Here is a 24,835-nt window from a genome sequence, read left to right as displayed (position 1 = left end):
CCTAGGCGGAAATCGAAGATGAGGGGACCAGCCCGGCGGCCAGCGCCAGGTGCCACAGGCCGCGCTCGGTGGCGTTCTGCGCCTGCTCGGGCGCGCCCAGGCCGTAGTGGGTCATGGCCAGCGTGTAGCGCTCGCACAGCGCCGGTTCGCCGCAGAGGACGATGCGGGGCGCCTGGCCCTGCGCGCGCAGCATGGCGGCCAGGGCGGCGATCTCGTGGCCGATCAGCAGGCCCGACAGGTAGTCGGCCTGCGAGGCCGGCGCCAGTTCGCCGGTCAGGCCCAGCGCGCGCGTGCTGAAGATGGTGGACAGCACGCCGGCGCGGCCTTCCGGCGCGCCGGCGACCTTCAGGCCGCGTTCGAAGGCGGCCATGTCGGGCGCGGCGGCATCGCTCATGGTGCGGCCCAGGATGGTGTGGCCGCGCAGCGCGGCGTAGACCTCGCCGGTCATGAAGGTGTCGAAGTGCGTGACCTGGCCGTTGCGCGCGCCGACCCACTTGGAGTGCGTGCCGGGCAGGCCGATCAGCAGGCCGGCATCCGGAACGGCGCGGGCGTCGCGCAGCACGCCGAAGACCTGGGTTTCCTCGCCGCGCATCACGTTGGGCAGGCCGTGGCGCTGGATCAGGCCGGGCACGATGTGGACGGGCGTGGCGCCGGGTCGCTCGACCACGGTCAGCAGCGTGCCGATGCGGTCCAGGGCCACCGGCACGTCGAGGTAGGCGGCTTCCTGCCAGCCCTGGGCGCTGCCGACCATGCCGCAGGCGATCACGGGCAGCGCGGGCTCGGCCCGCAGCCAGTCGCCGCAAGCCTGTTCGAAGGCCAGTTCGAAGCCGGACAAGGTCGGCGTGGCGGCGCCGTCCTGCAGCGGTTGCGGCAGGCGCATGATGCCCCAGGGCAGGTGGCGCGCGTCCAGCGTGCGGCCGCCGCCGTCCAGGCGGTAGGCGCGCAGCGAGGACGTGCCCCAGTCCAGCGCGATCAGGGCGGCGCGGGTGGGCGTGGCGGATGTCATCTGAGTCTGTCTCGTGTCTGGCCGCGCCGGCTCGGGAAACCGCAAGGAGGGCGCGGACCTTGTTGTGTCCAGGCCCGGGACTCGCGCAAGGGGCGGCGGCCGGGCGTTGGGAAAAATTCTAGATCAGCGCTTGAAAATTCTCAAAATATAGAATTTAATCCCATATATAGGGAAAATTAAGGCCCGTCCTTGTCGCCATCACACGCGGATCCTCGCGGTCCCTCGCATTTCCCGCCCGTCTTCCCGCCTTCCAGTCTTCTTTCCCGCGCTCGCCGCCGTGACGATTCCCATGACCGATGCCTCCTCCCTCACGCCCCTGGACCCCGACGCCGCCGCGCCCGCCGGCACGCAGACGCTGATGCGCGGATTGGCCGTGGTGCAGGCCGTGGCCGACGGCGCGCGCGACCTGAAGGAGCTGTGCGCCCGCATCGGCGTGGCGCGCAGCACCACGCACCGGCTGGCCAGCTGCCTGGTGCAGGAACGCTATCTGCGGGTGCTGCCGGGCGTGGGCTATGCGCTGGGGCCCAAGCTGATCGAACTGGGCTTCCAGGCGCGCGAGGCCTTTCCGCTGGCCACGTTGGCGCGTCCGTACCTGGACGGCTTGGCCGAGCTGACCGGCGACACCATCCATCTGGCGGTGCGCGACAACGACGAAGTGCTGTACCTGGAAAAGATTCCCGGCAAGAAGGGCCTGGAGATGCGCTCGCGCGTCGGCCACCGCATGCCGCTGGCGGCCACGGGCGTGGGCAAGGCGCTGCTGCTGGATGCGGACGAGCCGCAATGGAAGGCGCTGCACCGCGTGGGCGGCCCGGTGTCGTCGCGCGCGCCCGGCGGGCAGCAGGGCTGGGAGGCGTTCCGCGAACGCATGCGCGGCTATGCGGCGCAGGGCTATGCCTTCGACCTGGAAGACAACGAGCCGTCGATCCGCTGCGTGGCGGCGCCGGTGCGCGACGCCTCCAGCGGCATCGTGGCTGCCATCAGCGTGTCCAGCACCGTGCCCTATATGTCGCTGGAGCGCATGGACGAGATGGTGCCGGTGGTGTGTGACGCGGCCATGCGGATCTCGGCGGAACTGGGCTGGATCATTCCAGCGGCAGCGTCAGCACGCCCTGGGCGGCCGGACGCATCATGATGCGGCGGTACCAGGCCGACAGGGCCGGCGTCTGCGGCCGCTCGGCCGGCAGGCCCAGCCAGCGGTGCGCCGAGGCCACCAGCGCGATATCGCCCATGCTCAGCTGACGGCCGGCGATGAACTCGCGGCCCTGCAGCGCGCGTTCCAGGATTAGCGCGCGCGCATTGGCGCGCTGCATCGAGGCATCGATGGCGGCGCGGTCGCGTTTGTCCTCGGGCGTGCGGACCAGGCCCTTGAAGGCCGGCACCATGGCGGGCTGCCACTCGGTGGCCTGCCAATCCATCCAGCGGTCGGCATCGGCGCGCAGGCCCAGATCCTCGGTCCACAGCGAGCCCACGCCGTAGCGGGCCGACAGGTAGCGCACGATGGCGTTCGACTCCCACAGCACGAAGCCGCCATCGTCGATCACCGGCACCTGGCGGTTGGGATTGCGCTCGGCGTAGTCAGGCGTGTCGACCACGCCATGCTCGCCGCCTGCCAGGATGAACTCGTGCGGCAGCGCCAGTTCGCGCACGGCCAGCATGACTTTCTGCACGTTGACGGACGTCAGGCGTCCCCAGATCTTCAGCATATCCGTTCCTTGAGTGATGAGACGGCGCATCAGGCGGGCGGCAGTTGCCGCCGCGCGAAGCCGTTTTCGCGCCCGAAGCGCGTCCAGTTGAAAGCCGGCCCGGGGTCGGTCTTGCGGCCCGGGGCGATGTGTTCGTGGCCCCAGGCGGCGGCCAGCGGGTAGCGCGCGCGCAGCGCCGGCGCCAGCTGGCGCAGGGCCTGGTACTGGGCGTCGGCGTAGGGCAGGGTGTCGGTGCCCTCCAGCTCGATGCCGATGGAAAAGTCGTTGCAGCGTTCCCGGCCCGCGTAGCGCGACACGCCGGCGTGCCAGGCGCGGTCCTCGGTGGACACGAACTGGATCACGGCGCCGTCGCGGCGGATGAAGAAGTGCGCCGACACGCGCAGGCCGCGCAGCCGCGCCAGCCAGGGATGCGAGCCGTAGTCGAGCCGGTTCAGGAACAGGCCGGCCACTTCCGGCCCGCCGAAGCGGCCCGGGGGCAGGCTGATGTTGTGCAGCACCAGCAACGACACCTGCGCGCCGGCGGGGCGCGCGTCGCGGTTGGGCGAGGGCATGAGGGTGACGCCGGGGGCCGGTCTCAGCCAGCCATGTCGATCCAGTTGCAGGGCCATGGCAATTCGATGCTCGGTGAGTGTGTGTCTCCAGCGGCCATTATGCCAAGCTTGGAGACATGCCCAGGGACAGCGGGCCGGATGCGGCGGACCGAAGGCGCGCAACCGGCAGGTGGCCGGCTGATCGTCGCTCATTTGCCGCCTGCGGGCGGCGTTCGTGGGTTGTTCGTGGGCTATCTGCCGGCTATTTGCCGGTCGGTCCGCGCTGCGCGTGGTCGGCGCTGCACCAGGTGCGGCCGTTCTGCAGCAGCGCTTCCGAGCGGGGCAGATGGATGCCGCAGTGCGCGCAGCGCACCATGGCCTCGGCGCCGCCGCCGGGCTGGGCGGGCGGCTTGGGCGGCGGGGAAACCGGGCGCGCGTCGCGCGCCGCCGCCATGCGGGCGGCGATGCGGGCCACGCACAGCACCGCGATGATGACGACGATCCAGAACAGCAGCTTGCCCACGTTCAACCCCGATGCAGAATCATTTCCAGCACGAACCGGCTGCCGGTGTAGGCCAGGATCAGGAAACCGAAGCCGGTCAGCGTCCAGCGCAGCGCCACCCGGCCGCGCCAGCCCCAGACGTGGCGGCCCAGCAGCAGCACGCCGAAGGTCGCCCAGGACAGCAGCGTGAAGACGGTCTTGTGGTCGAAGGGCAGGATCTTGCCGGTGAGCTTGAGCGAGGCGATCGAGCCGGACACGACCGCCAGCGACAGCACGGCGAAGCCGATCCAGATGATCACGAACAGCAGGTGCTCCTGCACCAGCAGCGGCGGCTGGGAATCCAGCACGCGCCCGATCATGCTGCGCTCGGCCGGCGCGTCCAGCGGGCGGTGCAGGTGGCGGTCCAGCAGCGCCATCAGCATGGCGTGCAGGGCGGCGATGGTGATCAGGCCATAGGCAGCCAGCGCGATCAGCAGGTGGGCGCGCAGCCAGGCGTCGTTGGCGTGAGGCACGAACTGCCCCTGGGGAAACAGCGCCGCCAGGGCGCTGGCGATGGTGGCGGCCGGCAGCAGCAGCAGTTGCAGACCGTCGATGCGCACCAGCAGGCTTTCCAGCCAGAACACCACCATGCCCAGCCAGATGGCCGCCGACAGGGCCAGCGCCCAGCCGATGAACAGGTGCTGCGCGCCCAGCATGGCCTGTTGCAGGCCGATGCCCTGCAGCACCAGGGCGCCCAGCAGGCAGGCGCGGGCGATCTTGCCGGTCTGTTCGATGCCGCTGGCGCCGGCGCCAGCGCCGGCCAGCCGGAGCCACAAAGCCCCCCCGAGCAGCGCGTAGGCCAGGGCGGCCGCCGCGTGAAATACAATGCCTAGTGACATAGAAACCGTCGTCAGGATGGGGCCGGGGTCCAATTGACCCGGAAAGCGCGGAATTCGCGCGGGCGGCCACCGTTCGAGTCGACTAGTTTAAGCGGAAACGCCTCTCATGCTCGATAACCTAACTCAACGCCTGTCGCGCGTCGTCAAGACGCTGCGCGGCGAAGCCCGCCTGACCGAGGCCAACACCCAGGAGATGCTGCGCGAAGTGCGCATGGCCCTGCTGGAGGCCGACGTGGCGCTGCCCGTGGTGCGCGAGTTCGTCGCCCGGGTCAAGGACAAGGCGCTGGGCGAAGAAGTCGCCGGCAGCCTCAGCCCCGGCCAGGCCCTGGTCGGCGTGGTCCACAAGGAACTGACCGCGCTGATGGGCGGCGACCTGGGCGCCGACTCCGGCGAACTGTCGCTGGCCGTGCAGCCGCCCGCCGTGATCCTGATGGCCGGCCTGCAGGGCGCGGGCAAGACCACCACCACCGGCAAGCTGGCGCGCTGGCTGTCCGAGGGCCAGCACACTCAGCACGGCCGCAAGACCGGCAAGAAGAAAGTGCTGGTGGTGTCGGCCGACGTCTACCGTCCCGCCGCCATCGAGCAGTTGAAGGCCGTGGCCGCGCAGGTCGGCGTGGACTTCCTGCCGTCCGACCCCAGCCAGAAGCCCGAGGACATCGCCCGCAACGCGGTCGACCACGCACGCCGCCATCACTACGACGTGCTGATCCTGGACACGGCCGGCCGCCTGGGTATCGACGAGGCCATGATGCGCGAGATCCGCGCGCTGCATGATCTGGTCAAGCCGGTGGAAACGCTGTTCGTGGTGGACGCCATGCAGGGCCAGGACGCGGTCAACACTGCCCGCGCCTTCGCCGACGCGCTGCCGCTGACCGGCGTGGTGCTGACCAAGCTGGACGGCGACGCCCGAGGCGGCGCGGCCCTGTCGGTGCGCCACGTCACCGGCAAGCCGCTCAAGTTCGTCGGCGTCTCGGAAAAGCTCGACGGCCTGGAGCCGTTCTATCCCGAGCGCATGGCGCAGCGCGTGCTGGGCATGGGCGACATCGTGTCGCTGGTCGAGCAGGCGCAGAAGAACATCGACATCGCCGAGGCGCAGAAGCTCGCGTCCAAGATCAAGTCGGGCAACAAGTTCGACCTGAACGACTTCCGCGACCAGCTCGGCCAGGTCAAGAAGCTGGGCGACATGGGCTCGCTGCTGGAAAAGCTGCCGGCCCAGTTCCAACAGGCCGCCGGCCAGCTGCAGGGCGGCCAGGCCGAGAAGCAGCTGCGCCGCACGGAAGGCATCCTCAATTCCATGACCCCGGCCGAGCGCGCCAAGCCTGAACTCATCAAGGCCTCGCGCAAGCGCCGCATCGCCGCCGGTTCCGGCGTGCCGGTGCAGGAAGTGAACCGCCTGCTGGCCCAATTCGACCAGATGCAGGGCATGATGAAGCAGATGAAAAAGGGCGGCATGGCCAAGATGATGCGCGCCATGGGCGGCCTGAAGGGGCTGGGCCGCTTCGGGATGAAGTAAGGCTTTCGCGCGGCGGCGCGAAAAAATGGCCAGACATTGCGTCTGGCCAAGTCATCGCGGCAATCTGGGGGATCAGTGCCGCGATCAGCCGGGCGGCGCGGGCGCGCCTTCCGGCTATTCGGATGCTTGCGCGGGCATTCAGGCCGCTGGCGGGATGCGCAGCACCTGGCCGGGATAGATCTTGTCCGGGCTGGTCAGCATGGGCTTGTTGGCCTCGAAGATCAGCGTGTTCTTGGCGCCCTGGCCCTTGCCGTATTGCGCCTCGGCGATCTTCCAGAGGTTGTCGCCCTTCTGCACCGTGTACATCTTGGCTTCGGGGGCGGCCTGGGTGGCCTTGAGCTGGTTGTCCACCTGGGCCACGCCCACGGTGTTGCCCAGCGCCAGCGCGATCTTCTCGGCGGTTTCGGTATTGGCGGCGGTGCCGCTGACCGTGACCTTGTCGCCGTCGACCGCGATCTGCAGTCCGTCGGCGTTCAGGCCGTGCTTGTCCAGTTCCTTCTTCAGCTCGTCGACGGTGGCGGCCTTGGCTTCGCTGGCACCGAAGAGTTTTTCTCCAACGTCCTTGATGAAATTGAGCAGACCCATAGTGATTCCTTTATCTATGTTGCTGTTACGGTGGGAAAAGAGCGATGGATGGCAGGGCGCCCGGCCCGTGTACCGGTTGCGCGCGGCATCGGGGATTATTACCCGCGCGCTTGCCGGCAGACGAGGGGTAAACGTGTAACAGGTTGCTAGCCATGCGCCAGACTACGCAAGAATGCGTGCTAGTTGGCTGCAAATGACTGACGATCCGCCAGGATCGCGATCCTACCCGTGCAGCGCCGGCGTTCGGGCAGGCCGATGTCCGGCATTACGGCGCGCCGCGCTAGCCGGCGGAGGCGGCCGGCTGCCGGATATCGGCAAGCCAGGCCTGGATCATGGCGGCATCCTCGCGCGACCTGATGTCGACCGGTTCGCCGTCGCCGTTTCCCCTGGCATGGGCTCGCACCTCGCTGGGAGACGCGCCGAACCGCAGGCGGAACGCCCGGCTGAACGCGCTTTCGCTCGAGAAGCCGTAGCGGTAGGCAAGCTCCGCGATGCCGATGTGGCCGCCGGCGGCCAGCAGCAGTTCATCGAAACACCTGTCCAGGCGCCTGCCCTGGATATAGGCGTTCACGCCGCCGTCGCGCAGGAACAGCCGGTACAGGCTGGAGCGCGAGATGCCCAGCGCAGCCGCGATCGTTTCCGGCGACAGATGTCCGGCATCGAGGTGGCGCTCGATATGTTCCCTGACCAGCCGGCGCATGCCATTGCGTACCACCTGCCGCGCCGGGCCGTCATCCTCGCCGTCGCGCAGCGTCGACAGGCTGCCGCTGAGCAGGATCAGACCAGCGTTCACCGAGGCGGACATCTCTTCGCGCGTCAGGCTGGAGGCGTGCTGCGCCAGCTGCGACAGATGCGAGGCCAGCATGCGCGTAGCGCCCTGTCCGGGATCCAATAGCGTGCCATGCAGCTTGCGGCTGCGCAGCGCCGTCGGCAGGCGGTCGCGCGGCACGGTCAGGGTGATGGTGGAAATGAGCGTGGTGCGGGTGTCCAGCGTCTGTCCGAGATCAAGCAGGCCGATCGAGCCGGCGCGGATATCGACCGGGTTTTTGCCATAGTCGCCCCGGGTGCCGCCCGCGACGAACAGCTGGATCAGCAGATGGTCGACCTGGCTGCGGCGCACGTCCAGCGCGGTGCGCCGGTGCTGCACGGTGGCCGAGCAGGTACTGCGGCTGATCAGGCTGGCGCCCAGGTGGGTGCCGCTCATCTGGGCGGTGAAGGGCTGTATGCCGGTTTCGATCTGGGTATCGACGTAGGGGCGCACCAGGGTGCGCCAGATGTCGGGCGCGTCGGGCGTGACGCGGCTGTCGAATTGCGCGCTGAACTGCGGCGGGGCGGCAGGGGAGGGGAATGGATTGCGGCTCACGCTTCGTGGTTCCCGGATCGGTCTTGTTGTGGCGTTGCCCGACCGGCCGCGACACCAGGCGGGAAACTTCCATGGAGGGCTGCCCGGCTCGCGGCCGACCTGCCCTGGCGCATGTTCGCGGTGGATTATGACGCCCGGCCGCGTTGGGGGAAAGCCCGGCCAAGGTCCGTGGCTTGACGGCGCTTGCGGCAGATCATCACGCCCTGGCCGCGCCGTCCCGGCCTCGACAAGCAAAAGGGCTGCGTTGCCGCAGCCCTTCCGGGGATGTGTCGGGGCCGCCCGGCGGCGGGGCATTCAGCCCCCGCCCACCGCCACCACGATCTCGATCTGGTCGCCGTCGGCCAGCGTGGTTTGCGCGTGCTGGCTCTTGGGCACGATCTCGCCGTTGCGTTCCACCGCCACGCGCTTGCCGGCATAGCCCAGCGTGTCCAGCAGCTCGACCACCGTGGTGTCCAGTGGGAATTCGCGGGCGTCGCCGTTCAGGGTGATGTGCATGCGCGTCTCCTTAGCGTTTGGCGTAGGCGTCGGTGGCGGCGATCAGGCGCGCCAGCGTGCCGGGTTCATCGAAAGCGTGGCCGGAGTCGGGCACCAGGTGGAACTCGGCCTCGGGCCAGGCGCGGTGCAGGTCCCAGGCGGTGCGCGCCGGCGTGCAGACGTCGTAGCGGCCCTGGATGATGGTGCCGGGAATGCCGCGCAGCTTGTAGGCGTCGCGGATCAGCTGGCCTTCTTCCATGAAGCCGGCGTTCACGAAATAGTGGTTCTCGATGCGGGCGAAGGCCAGCGCCGCGCGGTCGGCGGCGTGGCTCTGCTGGTGGCGCGGGCTGGGCAGCAGCGTGATGGTGCTGTCTTCCCACTTGCTCCAGGCCTTGGCCGCGCGCAGCTGCTCGACGGGGTCGTCGCCGGTCAGGCGCCTGTGATAGGCCTGGACCAGGTCGTCGCGCTCGGCCTCGGGGATCGGCGCCAGGTATTCCTCCCAGCGGTCCGGGAACAGGAAGGACGCGCCTTCCTGGTAGAACCAGCGGATCTCGGCGCTGCGCACCGTGAAGATGCCGCGCAGCACCAGCTCGCTGACGTGGGCGGGATGCGTCTCGGCATAGGCCAGCGACAGCGTCGAACCCCAGGATCCGCCGAACACCAGCCACTTGTCCGCGCCCATGATCTCGGTGCGCAGGCGCTCGATGTCCGCGACCAGGTGCCAAGTGGTGTTGTTCTCCAGGCTGGCGTGCGGCGTGGAGCGGCCGCAGCCGCGCTGGTCGAACAGCAGCACGTTGTACAGGCTGGGATCGAACAGCTGGCGCTGCACCGGCGAGCAGCCGCTGCCGGGGCCGCCATGCAGGAAGACCGCCGGCTTGCCCTGGGGGTTGCCGCAGAGTTCCCAGTAGATCTGGTGGCCGTCGCCCGTGTCCAGGAAACCGTGGCGGTAGGGTTCGATCTGCGGATACAGCATCAGGCGACTCGCTTGAAGATCAGGTCCCAGACGCCATGGCCCAGCCGCAGGCCGCGCGTCTCGAACTTGGTTTGGGGGCGGTAGTCGGGGCGCGGCGCGTAGCCGTCCACGGTGTTCTTCAGCAGCGGCTCGTTGCCCAGGACTTCGAGCATCTGCACGGCATAGTCCTGCCAGTCGGTGGCGCAATGGATGTAGCCGCCCGGCGCGATGCGGCTGGCCAGCAGCGAGATGAACGGCGGCTGGATCAGGCGGCGCTTGTGATGGCGCTTCTTGGGCCACGGGTCGGGGAAATAGATGTGCACGCCGGCCAGCGAATCGGGGGCGATCATGTCGCGCACCACTTCCACCGCGTCGTGCTGGATGATGCGCAGGTTCTGGATGCTGGAATCCTCGATCCGGCGCAGCAGCGAACCCACGCCCGCGTTGAACACCTCCACGCCCAGGAAGTTGTCGCCCGGACGCGCCAGCGCGATCTTCTCGGTGGTCTCGCCCATGCCGAAGCCGATCTCCAGCACCGTCGGCGCCTCGCGGCCGAACGCGGCGGCCGGGTCCAGCCGGCGCGCGGCGTAGGGCAGGGACCACTTGCCCAGCAGTTGCTCCAGCGCGGCCAGCTGGCCTTGCGTGATGTGGCCGCGGCGATGCACGAAGCTGCGGATGTGGGCGGCGCCGGGGCTGTTGGGCGCGTGCGCGGCGCTGGCCAGCGCGGCTTCGGTCTGCGGGGAAACCGGGGCGGGCGAGTCGGAATTGCCGGGTATTGCGGGGGTGTTCACGGGAAGATTCGCAAAGCTGTTTGTTGTCATAGGCGGGATTGTAGTGGCAGGGCGGGGGCGCGCGGTCCGCTGCGGAACGTTAAATGGGGACACGATCATTCCGCGCCCTGCGCCCCGCGCGCTATAGTGCAGCCGCGGCGATGGTGCGCCGCCGGTCCCGCCATGAACATCGCCCGCATCGATCTCGTCACGCTCTCGCTATTCGTCTCGGTGGCCCGCCAGGGCAGCATCTCGGCCGGCGCGCGCCAGTCTCACCTGGCCGTGGGCGCGGCCAGCAAGCGCATCTCCGACCTGGAGGCTGCGCTGGACACCCAGCTGCTCTACCGCAACGCCGCCGGCGTCGAGCTGACCGAGGCCGGCCAGGCCTGTCTGGTGCACGCGCTGCGCGTGCTGCAGGAAGTGGAGCAGATGGCCGGCACCCTGTCGGACTTTGCCCAGGGCGTGCGCGGCCAGGTGCGCATCGCCGCCAACACCTCGTCGTTGACCCAGTTCCTGCCCGAGGACCTGGCCGCCTTCATGGAAGCGCATCCGGCCGTGCGCATCGATCTGGAAGAACAGAACAGCAACGATATCGTCACCGCCGTCCAGGAGAACCGCGCCGACATCGGCATCTTCGCCGACCGCACGCCCGCGCCTGGCCTCGTCACCACGTCTTACCGGCGCGACGAGCTGGTGCTGATCGTGCCGCAGCGCCATCCACTGGCTGGCGAGGCCCGCGTCGCCTTCGCCGACACGCTGGCCTACGACTACGTGGGTCTGCCGCCCGCGACCTCGCTGGCGACGCGGCTGGCCGAGGAAAGCGGCAGGCTGGGCCGGACGATGCAGCTGCGCATCCAGGTCCGCAGTTTCGACGCGATCTGCCGCATGGTGGCGGCCACCGGCGGCGTCGGCATCCTGCCGAGGCTGGCCGCCGAGCCGCACGCGCGCTCCATGCCCATCCGCCTGATCGCGCTGACCGACGACTGGGCCAGCCGCCGCCTGCTGCTGGGCGTGCGCGACGCCGACGCGTTGCCCGTGCCCGCGCGGCTGCTGTTGGCGCACCTGCGCGGACAGCAGTAGGGGCGGGCGCGGATCCTCGGCGCGGCGGGGCGCGGCGGCGTCGGCTGTCGAGCAGGACGCGGGACGTGAAGGCGTTGGCGGTCGCGCGCGAGGCCAGCGTGCGGACAGGCCGGTTGCCGGGTCTTCTCGTTCCGGGAATGCCCCCTTCCCGAATCGTCCATTCCATCGGCCCGCCCGCGTGGCGCACACTGCCTTCCATCATCACCTCGATTCGCCTGGAGGGCGACATGGCAGGGCAGATACTCGCCGGCATACGCGTGCTGGAACTCGGACAACTCATCGCGGGCCCCTTCGCCGCCAAGACGCTGGCGGACTTCGGCGCGCAGGTCGTCAAGATCGAGCCGCCCGGCCAGGGCGATCCCTTGCGCAAGTGGCGACTGCTGCACGAGGGCACCTCCGTCTGGTGGGAAGCCCAGTCGCGCAACAAGCAATCGGTGTGCGTGGACCTGCGCCAGCCGGAGGGCCAGGACATTGTCCGCCTGCTGGCGCGCGAGGCTGATGTGCTGATCGAGAACTTCCGTCCCGGCACGCTGGAGAAATGGGGCCTGTCGTGGGACGCGCTGCACGCGCTGAATCCGCGCCTCATCATGCTGCGCGTATCCGGCTACGGCCAGACCGGCCCCAAGGCGCGCGAGCCGGGCTTCGCCGCCATCGGCGAGGCGATGGCCGGCCTGCGCTACCTGAACGGCGAGCCCGGCCGCGCGCCGGTGCGCGCCGGCCTGTCGCTGGGCGACACCATCGCCGGCCTGCACGGCGCGCTGGGCGTGCTGCTGGCGCTTTACCAGCGCGACGCGCGCGGCGGCCAGGGGCAGGTCATCGACGCGGCGCTGTACGAGAGCCTGTTCAACCTCAGCGAAAGCCTGCTGCCGGAATACTCGGTCTTTGGCGCGGTGCGCGAACCGGCCGGCGCCGCGCTGCCCGGCATCGCCCCGTCCAACGCTTATCCCTGCCGGGACGGCTACGTGCTCATCGCCGGTAACGGCGACGCCATCTACGTCCGCCTGATGGCGCGCATCGGCCGCGACGACCTGGGCCGGGATCCCGACCTGGCGCACAACGACGGCCGCGCCCGCCGCGTCGCCGAGATCGACGGCGCCATCGGCGACTGGACCCGCGCGCGTTCCATCGACGAGGTGCTGGCCGCCATGCGTGAGGCCGACGTGCCATCGGGCCGCATCTATACCGTGGCCGACATCGCCCGCGACCCGCACTACCTCGCCCGCGAGGCCATCACCACCGTGCGGGCCGCCAGCGGCATCGCCGTGGACATGCCGGCCGTATTTCCCCATCTGTCCGACAACCCCGGCGTCGTGCGGGAACGCGCGCCCACGCTGGGCGAGCACACCGACGCCGTGCTGGCCTCGGCCGGCCTGAGCCAGGAACAGCGCGATGCGCTGCGCGCGCGCGGGGTGATCAAGTGAAGGGCGGGCGCGGCGAACGCGCGCTATAATCGCCGCCGCTGCCCTGGTTTCATGCCGGGGCACGACACCCAGAGCGGGTGTAGTTCAATGGTAGAACAGTAGCTTCCCAAGCTACATACGAGGGTTCGATTCCCTTCACCCGCTCCACTGACTACTGAAAAAGTCGTTCAAATGTGACCCCACAAAGTGACCCCCATTTTAGCATATTTGACAATGCATCTCCTATGGTATAGGGCGAAAATGTCAATCTGCAAAGATTGGCATTTCACAAGTGGTACGGAGAATGTAGGGCTCCGGATGGTTTTAATATTTTAAAGTTATGAATTAAATAAAATTAGGTCAGCTTATGCTGGCCTTTTTATTTTTTATAAGGTATTGATTTGTAAGATATATCCCCTATAATGTTTATACAACAATAAAAAGGGGAAACCATGATTAATAGTGAAAAGATAGAAAAATTAAGAAATCTAGTTGATGTTAAGAGTAAAGAAAACAATCAACAACCAAATAACAATCAAGAAAAACTTGAGCAAAATCAATCATATAGCCAAGCTCTAAAACAGGTAAGTAAAGGTTTTACCTTGATTGAGCTAATGATTACTGTAGCTATCATTGGTGTGTTAGGTGCTGTAGCTATTCCAGCCTATCAGGACTATGTAGCTAGAAGTCAGGTTAGTGAGGCTGTTTTACTAGGTAGTGGTGCTAAACCTGCCGTTATTGAATATTATGCAAACAATGGAGAGTATCCAGTAAATAATGACTCGGTTGGATACTCTAGTGCTGTAGGAAATTTTGTTGATAGTGTAAATATTCAAGATGGAAATATAGTTGTTAGATTTAACGATAAAGCCAATAAACAACTAGTAAATAAAATGGTGGTTCTATCTCCTTTAAATCCAGGTCAAGAGATAGTAATCGCTAAATCAAGTTTTATCTTAAATTTATTAGGTATTAGTGATGCAGTAGCTAGCAATGAATCATGGAATTGCTATGCAAATATAGAACAAAAGTATCTACCTAAAAGTTGCGAAACTAGAGAGTTCTCTAATAATGGTAATGGAGAGAATCAACCAGAAGAAAATTTCGACCTTTGGGGTGGAAATGGTCAGCAAAATTTTAAAATAGAAGATGACAAGCCTTACAAGATTAAGGATTTCAATACTCTACCCGTAGCTCAAAATGGTGGAATAATTGATCTTTCTTCTTTAACAAATGGAAGTCTTGATAATGTCGTATTCGAGAAAGATGGAGCGAATACAGTTATAAAAGTAGATGGATTAGATTCTACTTTCACAATTGAGAATGTAGATTTATCACAAAACGAAATGTTAAATAGCGAACAAATAAAAGTATGGTTATTACAACGAGGAAAACTCAAATTTTAATCCATAAAAAAGCCCCTGTAAGGGGCTTTAATTTTATCCAAATGAATAAATAGGAGTATAAGGGGTGGTAGATACAGGAAAGGAATCAAAGTCTTTTTGTATTAAATATTCAAGTAGTTTGGTTACTCTTAAAGAAAAACAGAAATAAGGACTTTCTACCAATATAGACCACTCATCTTTTTCATACCCTATATCATCAAAGATAGCGAAATGCTTTAGAGCATATAAAATCATGCTATCTACCATTGTTATAGCTACGAATTGATCGTAACTTGGTTCTTGAAAATAGTTAGATGAATAGCGAGTTTTGACTAAATCAAATGTAGTTTTCTCGTTAGAGTGATCAGTCATGCAGATGTGAAATTTTTTATTGTAGTTATCCATATAGTTCTCCTTTACTTTTATTATTCTATAGTTCCGTAGTTTGTCAATACAAGAAACAATATTTAAGATGAGTGGAAAGCTTGACATTTACGGAATACAAGCTATAAGAAAACTATCACATAGCATAAAGGAGAAAACATGAGCTACATTGATAAATATATAGAGGCTGGTAGAAAAGGTGGGCTAGCTAGAGGTAAAAAATACTGGACGAAAATTAGTGCTGTAGTTACTTTATTTGTTAATCGTCCAGATTTATCTCAAAGTGAGATAGCAAAACGGGTAGATGTAAGTCAGGCTTTTGTTAGTAAATACACAAACTTTATTAGCCTAAAGAAAAGTAGGCTAGAAAATCAAATTAGTGGAACTCCGTTGGAAGACAAAGAATTAGAATCCTTGTTGTTAAAAATAAAATTGGATATTAATTTAGATGAAAATAAACCAAAGAAAAAGCCATATAAAATTTAAGCTATTATATATTTTATTATGTAGCTCACCAAAGAAAAAGCCCCATTTTAGGGGCTTTATTTTATGCTGGTTCAAGCTCTTTAATATCAGTTTTCTCATAATCATGCAACTCTCTTACTTTCCTATGTTTTAAATAGTTAGGAATAAGCTCAACAAATTTATTTTTCTCTTCAAGGTCTACTAATGAGCTTTGATTGAAAACTGTAAGCTGATTGTAATTTAATTGATGTGATAGTGAGCTTAATTCTAAATTAACAACACTAGCAATGCACATCTTTAAATCTAAATCACATAGAAATACATCTACCCTAGATAGTCCCTCTTCGCCATATTTTTTATAGATACCTTGTAATGCTCCCATTGCAAGCGATCCTGTTCCTGCTGTGGGATCATAAAAAGAGTATGTATTATTGGTCTTTAAGTGGCTCTCAATACTATTAGTGCTGTCAATGATTGAGAATAATGCTTTGGATAAATCTGGTGGGGTCATGTGCTGACCTAATTTAAAATTAAGATGTTCAGCATAGATGTTTGTTAAAACATCTTCAAATGGCTCACTGTTCTTATAGAGTTCAGCAAAAGTAGTAAGACACTTTACAAGTAATTCTTCTTCAGTGTCATTTTTTGGTTCGTAGTAGCTAATCTTCGTATTTTTAGTGCAGTATGGGAACTGCCTTGCTCCGTTTTGCACTGGAAGACATAAAGCAAAATTAAAAGCATGCCCTAAAACTGCCTCAATAACTGATTTTTCATCAGTAAGATACTTTGACTTGCTTGCTAATTCCTTAATATTCTTCTGTAGAGTAGTGTAGTTCATTTAATCTCCTATTTTGTTAAGTGTGATAATTATTGCATACTTAACAAAAGAAGTACAGGTAAATATTAAAGAAATAGCATTTATGCAACATTAAAGCTGAACTGATAAATTAGTCCCAGGTCTTTTTAACTTAAATCCTAAAATTTTAGGTTTTTGCTCTTTCACTAACTCTTTTTTCTTTACCAATATGGGTTTGGTTTTGGTTTTTATGGGTTTTTCTAACTTGGGGTTAGGGTTTTCTGGGTTTACTTGAATAAACATGGAATAAGTGTAACTTATTTCATGTGATGGGTTTAATTCTTTAGAAGTTTTAATAGGTAGAGCTAAAGTTAATTGTATATCTCTTCTAGACTCTTTATCTTCTTTATGTATATCTACATAATGAACTGTAAAGCCTTTAGATTTCATTTCTTCTAAAACATCTTCTTTTAATTTGTCGTGTTTATCTTGATTTCCAATGGCAATATCTAAAGCATTGTTAATACTCATATCCTGATTTTTTAATTGAATAATATTTTTGATAATTTCATCTGTATCAGCTTGGATTTCTTTGTTTGCCTCAAATATTGAGAAAATCTTTTTCTCAATTAATACATAGTCTGTGGGATCATATTGACTATGACTCCTAATATAAGCTACTCCTAAAAATTTTCTCTTTTTATTCTCATCATAAGAATAGACATTCTCAAAATACTCATTGTATTCCTTGATGAATTCGTAGTAGTCATTTTTCAATAAGCAATCAATAATTTTCTCGTCTAAAACTTCTCTGTAATCCAAGCAATTTCTAGCTAAAAAATTGAACTTGGTAATAATTCCATTTATTCCAAAGAAATTAAAGCCTCGTGCACTGTAGTAGTGCCTTAATGCAGTATTTCTTAAATGTGTTTTATTTTCATCTGTATAAACACAGTTAGATTTTGTGATGTATTTATAGACATAAGTATGACCGTTTGCTCTGCCATCATTCTTTTTAATATCAAATCTTACTAATTTACCTGTTGATGCTGTATAGATAGAAGACACTCTATTGACGATTTCTATTACATCGTCCATATCTTCAGGATTAATGTAAAGTAAAGAGTGGAGATGTAATGTTGAATCGACATGTGCCTCTACTGTTTGAAGTCCAAAAATGGGCTTAAGATAAATTTCTTCTTCGCCTCTTTTTTTAGTTTTCTTAACTTTAATCTTTCCCTCATGATTAAAGACAAAATTAGCTTTAGATAAGTGTGCTCTTATTAATCTCCAAAAGTGGTGCAGTTGAGCATGTGCCTCCAAAGGCATGACACCATTAAAGCTATTTTGTCCAATGGAGGGGGCTGGGTGCATGTGTGGTGGTAATGTTAGTGTGACCATCACAAATGTCATACCCTTGTCTTGAGCAAGTTGACCCAAGCATTTACTTATACGAGTAATCTGCATTACTTTTTGTCGTTGTTTATTCTCTACTGATGGAATCTTTTTAATAGCTCCCACACTATTAATAAGTCTATTTGAATTGACAAATCTTTCTTGTTTCTTGATTTCTTCGATATACAAATTTAATAAAGAAGAGTCAATGTAATGAGATACACCTTTTCCAATTAAGCCTAGCAATTGTGAGGCATATAAAAGCGCCTCTTTTTTTCTTTTGTTAAATAATCTCTTGATTGATCTATTTTGCTCTTCAGTCATTTGACCATCAGCTAACTTTTTTAGTTCTACTGTAAAACACTCAAAGAAAAGTTTTCTTGACTTAATGTATTTAATTAAGTCGCCACCATAGCATTTTTTCTTTACCAATGTTTTGATATTATGTTTGTGAACATCTGGAACTAAAGAGAAAAATCTAGCCTTTAATTCTAATTCTTCTTTAGTGTAAATAGTTTTAGATTTTTCTTTTTGTTCTTGTGATTTTACAAAACCCTCAAATTTCTGTAAGTTTACTGATAATTGATATGCTTTGTCTTCTTGCTCACCAATCTCATCAAATATCTTATAATCTTCATCATCAAAAATAATTTTAGATAAGTTATTGACTTTTAAAGATAAATGGCTTATATTGTTACTGTAGTTCATAGCTTTTGGCCTTTATATAGGAATTTCGTAGTTCATAAAAATTGGTCCTTAAGTTTTTTAGTTAGGTTGTTCATTTAAGACCGTTTATATTATTTTCTTCTCAAACTTTAATATAATGGAAATTGTTAAAAAGTAAAGCCCCGAAAGGGGCTTTATTTTATCTATCATAATCATTTTGTCTTGATTCTTCTATTAATGCTTGTGAAAGTTGAGTATTTATCTCACTTTCAGCTTTGGCAAAATCACTCATGGCTTTAGAAAGCTCGGCTGTTTCTAATCCTTGTTTAGTAGATTGTTTAGCTAGTATTTGAGCTATTCTATTCGCATAACTTGATCTAATCTCATTAAGGCTAGCTTGCAATTTATCACTTTGTTTTAATGTTGTGGATTTTTCTGTTCCTCCTTTAATTGGTTTTAGGTTTCCTCCATTTATTGATTTGTCCATATTTTTAGAGTGCTTGTTATTTGTATTTAGATAATGCTCTTTACCTAATTTTCCTAATTTTAGCTCAGCATGAAACTCTGTTAATTTTTCCGTGTAAGTTTTAGTGCTGTATTTTGATTCAGCTAATGCTTTCGTTTTTAATAATTTCTTTGAAATCACGGCTTTGTCAGTGAAAACCTCATTAAATGCTTTATCTTGATTAGATTGTTTTCCTTTTATTGATCCTATCTTATCTGCTGTAAAACCGAGTGAATCCATTCTTTTGTGCCACTCGGGGCGAAGTTGTCCTAAGTCGTTGTATTCTTTTTTATTTCGTGTATTAAGGCTAGCTCTAGATTTGGTGGCATAACTTGCATCTTCTCCAACCTTTTCAATAATTTTCTTTCTTCTTGTAGAAAACTCTTCAGTAACTTCTTTGCTAACACCTTTAATAGTAAAAGAGTCACGGTTTCCAGGTTCAATAACATATCCCTCTTTCTGTAATTCTTTAGCTAATCTATGTTGATAAATTTGATCAAAATAATTAAGAGTTTCATGGTTCTTTTCATACTTGGCATCTAATAGAGTATGTGAGTGATATTTACCATCTTTTCCAACAACTCTAGAAAAAACTACAATATGCTCATGTAGTTGACAATCATGTGTTAATACTCCATTTTTTTCTACACCCCTTGATGTAAAGTGTGTGAAATGGGCCATGCTAACGGCTTTAGCTAACTCATAACGGGTATTACCTTTTTCCGTTTTACGATAATAAGTATTTTCTTCAATAGCTTTAATTAAATCTTGAACTGCTAATTTATGCATTTTCAAGAACTTTTCTCTATCGGTATCATTTGCTCTTTCCATAAGGACTGTAAAGTCCTTGGGTGGTGCAGGGTCAATTTCTACACCATAGAAACCCTCTTTTTTCCCGTATCCCATGAATCTTTCAAAGGTTGTTCTATCGACTTCTTTACCTGATAATTTTTGCCAAGAACAAAGTTTTCCTGCAAAGTATCCTTCTTGGTTATCTCCCTCGGTGTAATACTCATGTTTAGTGTGGGATATTAAATAATCAGGATTGTTAATTTTAGATATTGCAATCATAAGTCTATTTCCTTATCTAGTTTTTTTATTTTGATTTTCTTCTTTTCTGTTTTTTCAATAGAAGTAGACTCTTTAGAATCTTCAACTACTTGTAGTTGATTATTATTCATAGTATGAGATTCAAAAGACTCTACTAAATCAGCTACTGTTACCACGGCTGATAGTGGTTCTCCCCCTATCGCATGAGCTAGACCATGTATAGAGGCTGACTCCATCGGATCTGCCTCCACGGTATCCAACTGCTCACTCTCTATAGGTATTACCTCTATCTGGTGCTCTACCTGGTGGTCATGGGTAATAGCCTTTTCCTCTATGGTGTCCTCGTCATTAGTGCCTGTGCTTTTAGACTTGTTTGCACTGGTGGACACTCTCGTTCCTACCTTTACTCGCTCAGGAAATACAACAGGGGGGAGTGTGACTAAAGCTACTCTAGGGTTATTCGTTATCTTAATTAAGACTTTAACTCCTAAAAATTTACCTTGTTTATTTCTTACTACCCCTAATTCATTTTGTAGATCATTGGAATTAATTACATTTTCCGATTTATCAGTAACTTTAGTAGATAGTGATTTACCTTGTGCAGTGTAATTCGAGCTAATACTAGTTTCTCTAATATCTCTTTTTCCAAGTTCTTTTTCTATATTAGTTAAATCATCGGTTGCCATTCTGCACCATATTTTATTTTGAAATGCTCCTATAAAAGAATCACCGTCCATATTAAAAGAGCTTTTTATCTGTGAAGTTCTTTGTAAAGCTAATATGGTTCTAATTCCTTTGCCTCTACCAACATCAGGTAATTTTAAGAACTCTTTTAAATTAATAGATGACAACTGTGGAAACTCATCAAGCATAAAATACAATTTCCAATCGACTTGATATGATTCCTCAATAACTTCACTTACTATAAGATTAATAAATGCAGATATATAGCAATCTGCTACATCACTAAACTGATTTGAATTAGTTAAAATAATTACTGGTCTATCCTTTTTTGGTGCTGTATTAACCCATCTTCTAATATCTAATGTTTGTCGTCCTTTCCAAAAGTTCGATAACACTTCAAATTTACGAATTACTTCAATACAACTAGCTAAAACACAAAGCGATGTTTTTGGGTTCTGTGGATCTATATATATAGTTGCACTAGTATTCCATTTTTGTAAGAACTGCTTTATTAGTGTTAATTGTTCCTGATTCTTTTCTAACTCATCTTTGACTTGATCGGGATCGTTAAGATTAATATCTGTATCTACTGGATTAACATTAAAGCTATTCCATGTCTTTACGACACCTCCAATATCTCCATATTTCCCACTAATTTTATTAGTTTTAATTTCACAACGGGTAAAAGCTTCTAATACTGAACTAGCCCCTTTATCAAAGAAATCTGCCTTACCATTTGTCGGTTTATTAAATGAATCAACAAAAGTTCTAATTGATGCATTTTCTTTTTCTTCATCGTCATTAACAACTAAACCAAAAAAATCTATCGCATAACCTCTTCTCTTGTTCCATGGTTCTATTAAGTAAAAAGAACAATACTTGCTCAACATCTTTATTTCATCGCCTTTGATACTGTGAAGTATCATCTTGTGACCATTATCTATTGACTCTTTTATGAGTCTATTCATGACAATAGATTTACCTGATCCTGCCTCACCACGGATTACGGTAGATAATTCTAGAAATGTAGGAGGAAAATAAACTGTCTTTTTTAATTTAAAAAACGGTGTTCTGTTGTAGTCAATTTCACCCTCTCTAATCAAAGCTATGTCTTTCTCAAAGTTCCCTACATGAAAATCTCTTCTTAAATTATTAATAACTTCGCTTGAATCATCTACAAAGTTACCTTTAAGATGTACAACTCGATTCATGGGTTTAGTCGTTGCTTGTGTTATTAAATATGCCAATAAAAGTGATGGAGTAAAGGTAAAGAACAATTTTCCATATAAGATAGAAACCTGTATTTTTGTATAGTCAAGTTTTCCAGTTAGAAAAGATACTATTGAGTAGTCGCCTTTCATGATAAAACTAGATATTAAAAACGATATGAAAGCAAAGGAAAATAAGAAATAGCCGAAGATGTGGTTTAAGTATCTTCGGTATTCTCCAGGCGATAACATATCATCCTGCCTTGGACTAGATATGTATCGTATTTTTCTCATTCTGTTATCTCGCTATTAGAAAGTATTTTTACTACCTTGTCGGTGTCTTCTTTGATACTAGATAGTGTATTAGCAATTTCCTTAAGCTTTGTATCTTCCTTATCTTGTTTAAAATATTCTTCTAATATTAAGTTGACTGCCTCGTTGACACTTTTGATTTTCTTCTTTTGCATATAGTCTTCAATAAATGTCATGGTAACGAATGGGTAATATGCAGTGTGTTTTATTGTTCTCATGGTTTCTCCTTTAAAAAAACAATTATCCAATATTAGTTATAAGGTAAAAAACTAAAAAAGCAAGTTTTCAGCCTTACTTTTTAATGCTAGTTGTTTTGGAGCAAGTCAATACTTGCTTTGTGAGAGGTAAAACCTCGCCAAAGCTGTAAAACAAGCTTTGTTTAAAAGGGGGAGAAAAGCCCAAATTCCCTAGCTATCGAAGATACTAGGAGCATCGCAATACAGCGTAATTGCACTATGTGTAAGAAAAGTGGGAAACACTTTTCGTAATGGGCTTGCCGGTTTTAATGTTAAATAAATGCCATCTTGATATTTTTTAATTATCGTTTAAGATGTTAGTTATCTACCAATTAAGGAGAAAATAAAATGGAAGAGAATATATACAAAGAATTAGTTGAGTTAGTGGAAACAAATAAGATCGTAGAATTACCAGGATTTCAAGTTTTTAAATATGTTAAACAAATACTAGCCCTTAGATCACTTGGTGTTAAACACAAAGTGATCGCTCCATGGGTAAACAAAAGGTTAAAAGAAGATGGTGTAAACAAGGAATTAAACAATAAGACTTTAGGTAATCTTATAAGTATTTGGAAAAAGAGGGGAGCAATACCTAAGGAAGATAATCAATTTCCGGGTTTAAATGAGGAAATCGAATTGATTAAATCCAAGATGAATGAAAATGCTATTGAAGAAGTTAAACCTAAATATAATATGTTAATGTTATTAAAGACATTAGAAAAAGATCTAGATAAGACTTTAAACGATACTGATAAAGCTATCGTTATTCAATACAATAAAGAGTATCCATTAAAGGACCTATCTTTAGCTGTTCATGAGTGTAAAGAGTTAATCGGGAAATGATGTTTATTGTTATGACTTTGCTATGTAGTTGCTTGTATATTGAACGAGATACAAACAATATCTATTTGAAGACTCTATGTATGTCGATTTATATGTTTGCGAGTTCATACTATTTGATCCATTAAAAAAGCCCTCGTTTTGAGGGCTTTTTTATTAGGATAATGATGTTCTAAATTTATCTTTTGTGGGAAATAATTTTGTTGCACTTTCATCGACATAAGTTTCTATTCCTGTCCTAATGCCATTGTCGTAAAGAAGATTTAATAACTTAAATTTGACACTTGATAGCAATTTTAATTCATCTGCCGTTTGCTTGTGATTTTTATAATCAAAACCTTTTGCTCTTTTAATCCAAACATTTAGGAAATACTCGTTATTGTTAACTGTGAAATAACTATCATATTTCTCATCTACGATTACTTTTAATCTGTCTTCGTTTGATTTGGTTGTATAGATATAACAATCAATATTTGAATCTTTAAGTTGTTGCTCTAATTCTTCTAGTTTCATATTTTCTCCTTATAGTTGTTATGAAATCTGTGTTACCTAAATGACATGAATAGCATGCCAAACATAAAAGTAAATCCGATAAGTAAGAGGCATCTTATGACTAATGAACTCTCTTGTATGTATTGCTCAAAAAATTTACATGCTTCTTTATATTCATCTTGAGCTTTTCGTAGCTCTATTAGTTTTTCTATTTTGCTTTTGCTCACTTTAGCTCCTTATTAAGTATAGTAATAACATGAATACGGAAATTGTCAATACAAAAATAAAGACTGCTTGAGATACCATTTTAAATGTCTTCCACTTATCAGTTTTATGTTTTACAAGAGGCTCTTTAAAAGTATCATAAATAGGTAGATTGTTTTCTAATCTAGAGAAATACCTTTTAGCCTCTTCTTTAGAATTAAAATCAGACATTTTGATGAATGAATTTTTTTTCATTTCTTAATTCCTTAAATAATAGTTCAACTGAGTTTTTTTCGAAATTTTCTTCAGGGTAAAAAAAGTTCATATATCCAAAAAATTTATTAATTACATGTTCGGCATCTGTCCCATGATATTGCTGTACTTCTTTTTTTTCTTTATCTACTAGCTCTACTATAGATAACTTGTTATTTACATAAAATACTTGGTCTTTATTAATAAAAGAAAAAGTATCTTTGTGTGATATTAAATAGTTGTGCATTGCTTTTTTGGTTAAAAATCTTATTTTCATGATTGCTCCTTTAGTGTTTAAAGATGGATTTAAGATACTGCTTAAAACTACATAATTCTCTTGTTTTGATTTGATATGCTCTCAAACCGTAAGTTAGAGCCAACAAAATAAAAACTGTTCCGTTTACTACTAATGCTATCGCCATAAACAAATGTTGGTTAAGCATTAAGATAAAGCTGTAAACTAATAGTGCTAGTGATATTAGTGAAAAGCTCCATTTCGCTTTATTGAAGAAGCTTAGATTGCTTGATAGTGTTTCTTCACTAATACTGTATTTACATACTGCTTCATTAAATGTTTGCTTTTCTTTTGTCTTTCTAGAAAAATCAAACATACTTTTGATTAAATTGGTATTGCTCTGTTTTGCTATAAATTTTGCATATCGAAGTGGATTAACTTCATTTAATACTGCTTTAGATGATCTAACTACTATTGACTTAACCTTTATTTCTTTTTCTTTTTCCATAATGTTTCCTCTAATTTTTCTAGCTTGAATATTGAGTGTATTAAATTAAAGTAAGAAGATTGTGAGATTCCCAATTTCTTACATACTTCGTCTATTTCAGCTTTTTGTGTTGTAGATAAAAGAACTTCTATTCTTTCTGTTTTTTTCATTTGTTGTTTCTCCTGAGTTGCAAATTAAATAAGTTAAATAATTGGTAAATCTGGAAAAGTTAGAGATAAACCAAAAAGTCCAGATTGTAGCTAGTAAAATAAGTAAGATTGTCATTTGTTTTCCTTGTTGTTCATAATTTAATTATCTAAAATATCCGTAGTTTGTCAATACAAATACGGGATAATAAGATAAACGGTTGACATAGTAACTTAAAGGACTCGTTTATTAAGTTAAGCGAAAAAATGACCCTCTAGAACGGCTTGTAAGCCCCTAAAAATCATGGGGTGGTGTGTTGGTGTCAATTCCTCCTGA

Annotated in this window: 27 protein-coding genes and 1 tRNA gene; 8 read left to right on the top strand and 20 right to left on the bottom strand. The window is 51.2% G+C overall.

Translation table 11 applies throughout. The features are described 5' to 3' along the window. Position 1: 1 nt before the first annotated feature. Positions 2-1,006 (bottom strand): 2-dehydro-3-deoxygalactonokinase, encoded by a 1,005-nt coding sequence (locus C2U31_RS01345; RefSeq protein WP_103271216.1) that lies wholly within the window; start codon positions 1,004-1,006, stop codon positions 2-4. Positions 1,007-1,295: 289 nt separating this feature from the next. Between C2U31_RS01345 and C2U31_RS01340 the strand changes: the two genes are divergently transcribed. Further along, on the top strand, positions 1,296-2,138 hold the full coding sequence (locus C2U31_RS01340) for an IclR family transcriptional regulator (protein WP_103271215.1): 843 nt from the start codon (positions 1,296-1,298) through the stop codon (positions 2,136-2,138). Here the strand turns inward: C2U31_RS01340 and C2U31_RS01335 are convergent. The 4 genes from C2U31_RS01335 to C2U31_RS01320 form a co-directional block, all read right to left on the bottom strand. After that, positions 2,089-2,709, bottom strand: a complete 621-nt coding sequence (locus C2U31_RS01335; RefSeq protein ID WP_103271214.1) for a glutathione S-transferase family protein — start codon at positions 2,707-2,709, stop codon at positions 2,089-2,091. The genes C2U31_RS01340 and C2U31_RS01335 overlap by 50 nt on opposite strands. Before the next feature lie 29 nt (positions 2,710-2,738). Further along, positions 2,739-3,317, bottom strand: a complete 579-nt coding sequence (ampD, locus tag C2U31_RS01330) for a 1,6-anhydro-N-acetylmuramyl-L-alanine amidase AmpD (RefSeq protein WP_103271213.1) — start codon at positions 3,315-3,317, stop codon at positions 2,739-2,741. A gap of 184 nt (positions 3,318-3,501) precedes the next feature. Continuing rightward, a complete protein-coding gene (locus tag C2U31_RS01325) occupies positions 3,502-3,762 on the bottom strand; it encodes a PP0621 family protein (RefSeq protein ID WP_158658285.1) in 261 nt (86 codons plus the stop codon). Positions 3,763-3,764: 2 nt separating this feature from the next. Further along, on the bottom strand, positions 3,765-4,619 hold the full coding sequence (locus C2U31_RS01320; RefSeq protein ID WP_158658284.1) for an inner membrane protein YpjD: 855 nt from the start codon (positions 4,617-4,619) through the stop codon (positions 3,765-3,767). A 106-nt stretch (positions 4,620-4,725) separates the two neighbouring features. Here C2U31_RS01320 and ffh point away from each other — a divergent pair, with 106 nt between their 5' ends. After that, positions 4,726-6,132: a signal recognition particle protein gene (ffh, locus tag C2U31_RS01315; protein ID WP_103271211.1), complete on the top strand. Its 1,407-nt coding sequence runs from the start codon at positions 4,726-4,728 to the stop codon at positions 6,130-6,132. 138 nt (positions 6,133-6,270) lie between these two features. Here ffh and lysM read toward each other — a convergent pair whose 3' ends face one another. The 5 genes from lysM to trmB form a co-directional block, all read right to left on the bottom strand. Next, positions 6,271-6,717 carry a peptidoglycan-binding protein LysM gene (gene lysM, locus C2U31_RS01310; RefSeq protein ID WP_103271210.1) on the bottom strand — a complete coding sequence of 149 codons (447 nt, stop codon included), beginning with the start codon at positions 6,715-6,717 and terminating at the stop codon, positions 6,271-6,273. Between the two features lie 280 nt (positions 6,718-6,997). Next, complete coding sequence (locus C2U31_RS01305) at positions 6,998-8,080, bottom strand: helix-turn-helix domain-containing protein (protein ID WP_158658283.1); 1,083 nt, start codon at positions 8,078-8,080, stop codon at positions 6,998-7,000. Positions 8,081-8,374: 294 nt separating this feature from the next. Next, positions 8,375-8,575, bottom strand: a complete 201-nt coding sequence (gene thiS / locus C2U31_RS01300) for a sulfur carrier protein ThiS (RefSeq protein ID WP_103271208.1) — start codon at positions 8,573-8,575, stop codon at positions 8,375-8,377. A 10-nt stretch (positions 8,576-8,585) separates the two neighbouring features. Beyond that, positions 8,586-9,527, bottom strand: coding sequence for a prolyl aminopeptidase (gene pip, locus C2U31_RS01295; RefSeq protein WP_103271207.1), 942 nt, complete (start codon positions 9,525-9,527; stop codon positions 8,586-8,588). Further along, entirely contained in the window at positions 9,527-10,327 is an 801-nt protein-coding gene (gene trmB, locus C2U31_RS01290) for a tRNA (guanosine(46)-N7)-methyltransferase TrmB (protein ID WP_233772585.1), read from the bottom strand. The genes pip and trmB overlap by 1 nt, the downstream gene beginning before the upstream one ends. 132 nt (positions 10,328-10,459) lie before the next feature. Between trmB and C2U31_RS01285 the strand changes: the two genes are divergently transcribed. The 4 genes from C2U31_RS01285 to C2U31_RS01270 all read left to right on the top strand — a co-directional run bounded on the left by C2U31_RS01285 (position 10,460) and on the right by C2U31_RS01270 (position 14,162). Next, complete coding sequence (locus C2U31_RS01285) at positions 10,460-11,356, top strand: LysR substrate-binding domain-containing protein (RefSeq protein WP_103271205.1); 897 nt, start codon at positions 10,460-10,462, stop codon at positions 11,354-11,356. A 227-nt stretch (positions 11,357-11,583) separates the two neighbouring features. Further along, a complete protein-coding gene (locus C2U31_RS01280; RefSeq protein WP_199770932.1) occupies positions 11,584-12,777 on the top strand; it encodes a CaiB/BaiF CoA-transferase family protein in 1,194 nt (397 codons plus the stop codon). Positions 12,778-12,850: 73 nt separating this feature from the next. Beyond that, positions 12,851-12,924 (top strand) — tRNA-Gly (locus tag C2U31_RS01275). Positions 12,925-13,208: 284 nt separating this feature from the next. Continuing rightward, positions 13,209-14,162: a pilin gene (locus C2U31_RS01270; protein WP_103271204.1), complete on the top strand. Its 954-nt coding sequence runs from the start codon at positions 13,209-13,211 to the stop codon at positions 14,160-14,162. Between the two features lie 33 nt (positions 14,163-14,195). Here C2U31_RS01270 and C2U31_RS30400 read toward each other — a convergent pair whose 3' ends face one another. Then, a complete protein-coding gene (locus C2U31_RS30400; protein ID WP_158658282.1) occupies positions 14,196-14,546 on the bottom strand; it encodes a hypothetical protein in 351 nt (116 codons plus the stop codon). A 138-nt stretch (positions 14,547-14,684) separates the two neighbouring features. Here C2U31_RS30400 and C2U31_RS30395 point away from each other — a divergent pair, with 138 nt between their 5' ends. After that, positions 14,685-15,011, top strand: a complete 327-nt coding sequence (locus C2U31_RS30395; protein WP_158658281.1) for a hypothetical protein — start codon at positions 14,685-14,687, stop codon at positions 15,009-15,011. A gap of 61 nt (positions 15,012-15,072) precedes the next feature. Here the strand turns inward: C2U31_RS30395 and C2U31_RS30390 are convergent, their stop codons facing one another. The 5 genes from C2U31_RS30390 to C2U31_RS30380 all read right to left on the bottom strand — a co-directional run bounded on the left by C2U31_RS30390 (position 15,073) and on the right by C2U31_RS30380 (position 21,824). Continuing rightward, positions 15,073-15,828 (bottom strand): N-6 DNA methylase, encoded by a 756-nt coding sequence (locus tag C2U31_RS30390; protein WP_158658280.1) that lies wholly within the window; start codon positions 15,826-15,828, stop codon positions 15,073-15,075. A gap of 90 nt (positions 15,829-15,918) precedes the next feature. Next, positions 15,919-17,889, bottom strand: a complete 1,971-nt coding sequence (locus tag C2U31_RS30385) for a replication endonuclease (protein ID WP_158658279.1) — start codon at positions 17,887-17,889, stop codon at positions 15,919-15,921. 157 nt (positions 17,890-18,046) lie between these two features. After that, positions 18,047-19,423 (bottom strand): MobF family relaxase, encoded by a 1,377-nt coding sequence (mobF, locus tag C2U31_RS01260; RefSeq protein WP_103276207.1) that lies wholly within the window; start codon positions 19,421-19,423, stop codon positions 18,047-18,049. Beyond that, positions 19,420-21,447, bottom strand: coding sequence for a type IV secretory system conjugative DNA transfer family protein (locus tag C2U31_RS01255; RefSeq protein ID WP_158658278.1), 2,028 nt, complete (start codon positions 21,445-21,447; stop codon positions 19,420-19,422). The genes mobF and C2U31_RS01255 overlap by 4 nt, the downstream gene beginning before the upstream one ends. A gap of 137 nt (positions 21,448-21,584) precedes the next feature. Beyond that, on the bottom strand, positions 21,585-21,824 hold the full coding sequence (locus C2U31_RS30380; RefSeq protein WP_133425090.1) for a hypothetical protein: 240 nt from the start codon (positions 21,822-21,824) through the stop codon (positions 21,585-21,587). Positions 21,825-22,190: 366 nt separating this feature from the next. Here C2U31_RS30380 and C2U31_RS30375 point away from each other — a divergent pair, with 366 nt between their 5' ends. Further along, the gene (locus C2U31_RS30375; protein ID WP_158658277.1) at positions 22,191-22,685 is read left to right on the top strand and encodes a hypothetical protein; all 495 of its coding nucleotides are present in this window, start codon (positions 22,191-22,193) and stop codon (positions 22,683-22,685) included. Between the two features lie 153 nt (positions 22,686-22,838). Here the strand turns inward: C2U31_RS30375 and C2U31_RS30370 are convergent, their stop codons facing one another. From C2U31_RS30370 to C2U31_RS30355, 4 genes are all read right to left on the bottom strand, one after another. Further along, positions 22,839-23,195, bottom strand: coding sequence for a hypothetical protein (locus C2U31_RS30370; RefSeq protein WP_158658276.1), 357 nt, complete (start codon positions 23,193-23,195; stop codon positions 22,839-22,841). Between the two features lie 406 nt (positions 23,196-23,601). Continuing rightward, complete coding sequence (locus C2U31_RS30365; RefSeq protein ID WP_158658275.1) at positions 23,602-23,907, bottom strand: hypothetical protein; 306 nt, start codon at positions 23,905-23,907, stop codon at positions 23,602-23,604. Positions 23,908-23,917: 10 nt separating this feature from the next. After that, complete coding sequence (locus tag C2U31_RS30360) at positions 23,918-24,373, bottom strand: hypothetical protein (protein WP_158658274.1); 456 nt, start codon at positions 24,371-24,373, stop codon at positions 23,918-23,920. Continuing rightward, positions 24,352-24,522: a hypothetical protein gene (locus tag C2U31_RS30355; protein WP_158658273.1), complete on the bottom strand. Its 171-nt coding sequence runs from the start codon at positions 24,520-24,522 to the stop codon at positions 24,352-24,354. The genes C2U31_RS30360 and C2U31_RS30355 overlap by 22 nt, the downstream gene beginning before the upstream one ends. Positions 24,523-24,835 lie beyond the last annotated feature (313 nt).

This window comes from Achromobacter sp. AONIH1 (assembly GCF_002902905.1).
In the GTDB taxonomy this organism is placed as follows: Bacteria; Pseudomonadota; Gammaproteobacteria; order Burkholderiales; family Burkholderiaceae_B; genus Achromobacter.
Note: the sequence above shows the minus strand (reverse complement) of the source record. Positions and strands in the feature narration are given on the sequence as shown.

Excerpts from the sequence above, each read along its gene's own strand:
- C2U31_RS01255 (WP_158658278.1), bottom strand. The coding sequence starts at position 21,447 with ATGAAAGGCGACTACTCAATAGTATCTTTTCTAACTGGAAAACTTGAC.
- mobF (WP_103276207.1), bottom strand. The coding sequence starts at position 19,423 with ATGATTGCAATATCTAAAATTAACAATCCTGATTATTTAATATCCCAC.
- C2U31_RS30375 (WP_158658277.1), top strand. The coding sequence starts at position 22,191 with ATGGAAGAGAATATATACAAAGAATTAGTTGAGTTAGTGGAAACAAAT.
- C2U31_RS01285 (WP_103271205.1), top strand. The coding sequence starts at position 10,460 with ATGAACATCGCCCGCATCGATCTCGTCACGCTCTCGCTATTCGTCTCG.
- C2U31_RS30395 (WP_158658281.1), top strand. The coding sequence starts at position 14,685 with ATGAGCTACATTGATAAATATATAGAGGCTGGTAGAAAAGGTGGGCTA.
- C2U31_RS30385 (WP_158658279.1), bottom strand. The coding sequence starts at position 17,889 with ATGAACTACAGTAACAATATAAGCCATTTATCTTTAAAAGTCAATAAC.
- C2U31_RS30355 (WP_158658273.1), bottom strand. The coding sequence starts at position 24,522 with ATGAAAAAAACAGAAAGAATAGAAGTTCTTTTATCTACAACACAAAAA.
- C2U31_RS30400 (WP_158658282.1), bottom strand. The coding sequence starts at position 14,546 with ATGGATAACTACAATAAAAAATTTCACATCTGCATGACTGATCACTCT.
- pip (WP_103271207.1), bottom strand. The coding sequence starts at position 9,527 with ATGCTGTATCCGCAGATCGAACCCTACCGCCACGGTTTCCTGGACACG.
- C2U31_RS30380 (WP_133425090.1), bottom strand. The coding sequence starts at position 21,824 with ATGAGAACAATAAAACACACTGCATATTACCCATTCGTTACCATGACA.
- C2U31_RS01320 (WP_158658284.1), bottom strand. The coding sequence starts at position 4,619 with ATGTCACTAGGCATTGTATTTCACGCGGCGGCCGCCCTGGCCTACGCG.
- C2U31_RS30370 (WP_158658276.1), bottom strand. The coding sequence starts at position 23,195 with ATGAAACTAGAAGAATTAGAGCAACAACTTAAAGATTCAAATATTGAT.
- C2U31_RS30365 (WP_158658275.1), bottom strand. The coding sequence starts at position 23,907 with ATGAAAATAAGATTTTTAACCAAAAAAGCAATGCACAACTATTTAATA.
- C2U31_RS01340 (WP_103271215.1), top strand. The coding sequence starts at position 1,296 with ATGACCGATGCCTCCTCCCTCACGCCCCTGGACCCCGACGCCGCCGCG.
- ffh (WP_103271211.1), top strand. The coding sequence starts at position 4,726 with ATGCTCGATAACCTAACTCAACGCCTGTCGCGCGTCGTCAAGACGCTG.
- C2U31_RS01280 (WP_199770932.1), top strand. The coding sequence starts at position 11,584 with ATGGCAGGGCAGATACTCGCCGGCATACGCGTGCTGGAACTCGGACAA.
- ampD (WP_103271213.1), bottom strand. The coding sequence starts at position 3,317 with ATGGCCCTGCAACTGGATCGACATGGCTGGCTGAGACCGGCCCCCGGC.
- C2U31_RS01345 (WP_103271216.1), bottom strand. The coding sequence starts at position 1,006 with ATGACATCCGCCACGCCCACCCGCGCCGCCCTGATCGCGCTGGACTGG.
- C2U31_RS30390 (WP_158658280.1), bottom strand. The coding sequence starts at position 15,828 with ATGAACTACACTACTCTACAGAAGAATATTAAGGAATTAGCAAGCAAG.
- C2U31_RS01335 (WP_103271214.1), bottom strand. The coding sequence starts at position 2,709 with ATGCTGAAGATCTGGGGACGCCTGACGTCCGTCAACGTGCAGAAAGTC.
- thiS (WP_103271208.1), bottom strand. The coding sequence starts at position 8,575 with ATGCACATCACCCTGAACGGCGACGCCCGCGAATTCCCACTGGACACC.
- C2U31_RS01270 (WP_103271204.1), top strand. The coding sequence starts at position 13,209 with ATGATTAATAGTGAAAAGATAGAAAAATTAAGAAATCTAGTTGATGTT.
- C2U31_RS30360 (WP_158658274.1), bottom strand. The coding sequence starts at position 24,373 with ATGGAAAAAGAAAAAGAAATAAAGGTTAAGTCAATAGTAGTTAGATCA.
- lysM (WP_103271210.1), bottom strand. The coding sequence starts at position 6,717 with ATGGGTCTGCTCAATTTCATCAAGGACGTTGGAGAAAAACTCTTCGGT.
- trmB (WP_233772585.1), bottom strand. The coding sequence starts at position 10,327 with ATGACAACAAACAGCTTTGCGAATCTTCCCGTGAACACCCCCGCAATA.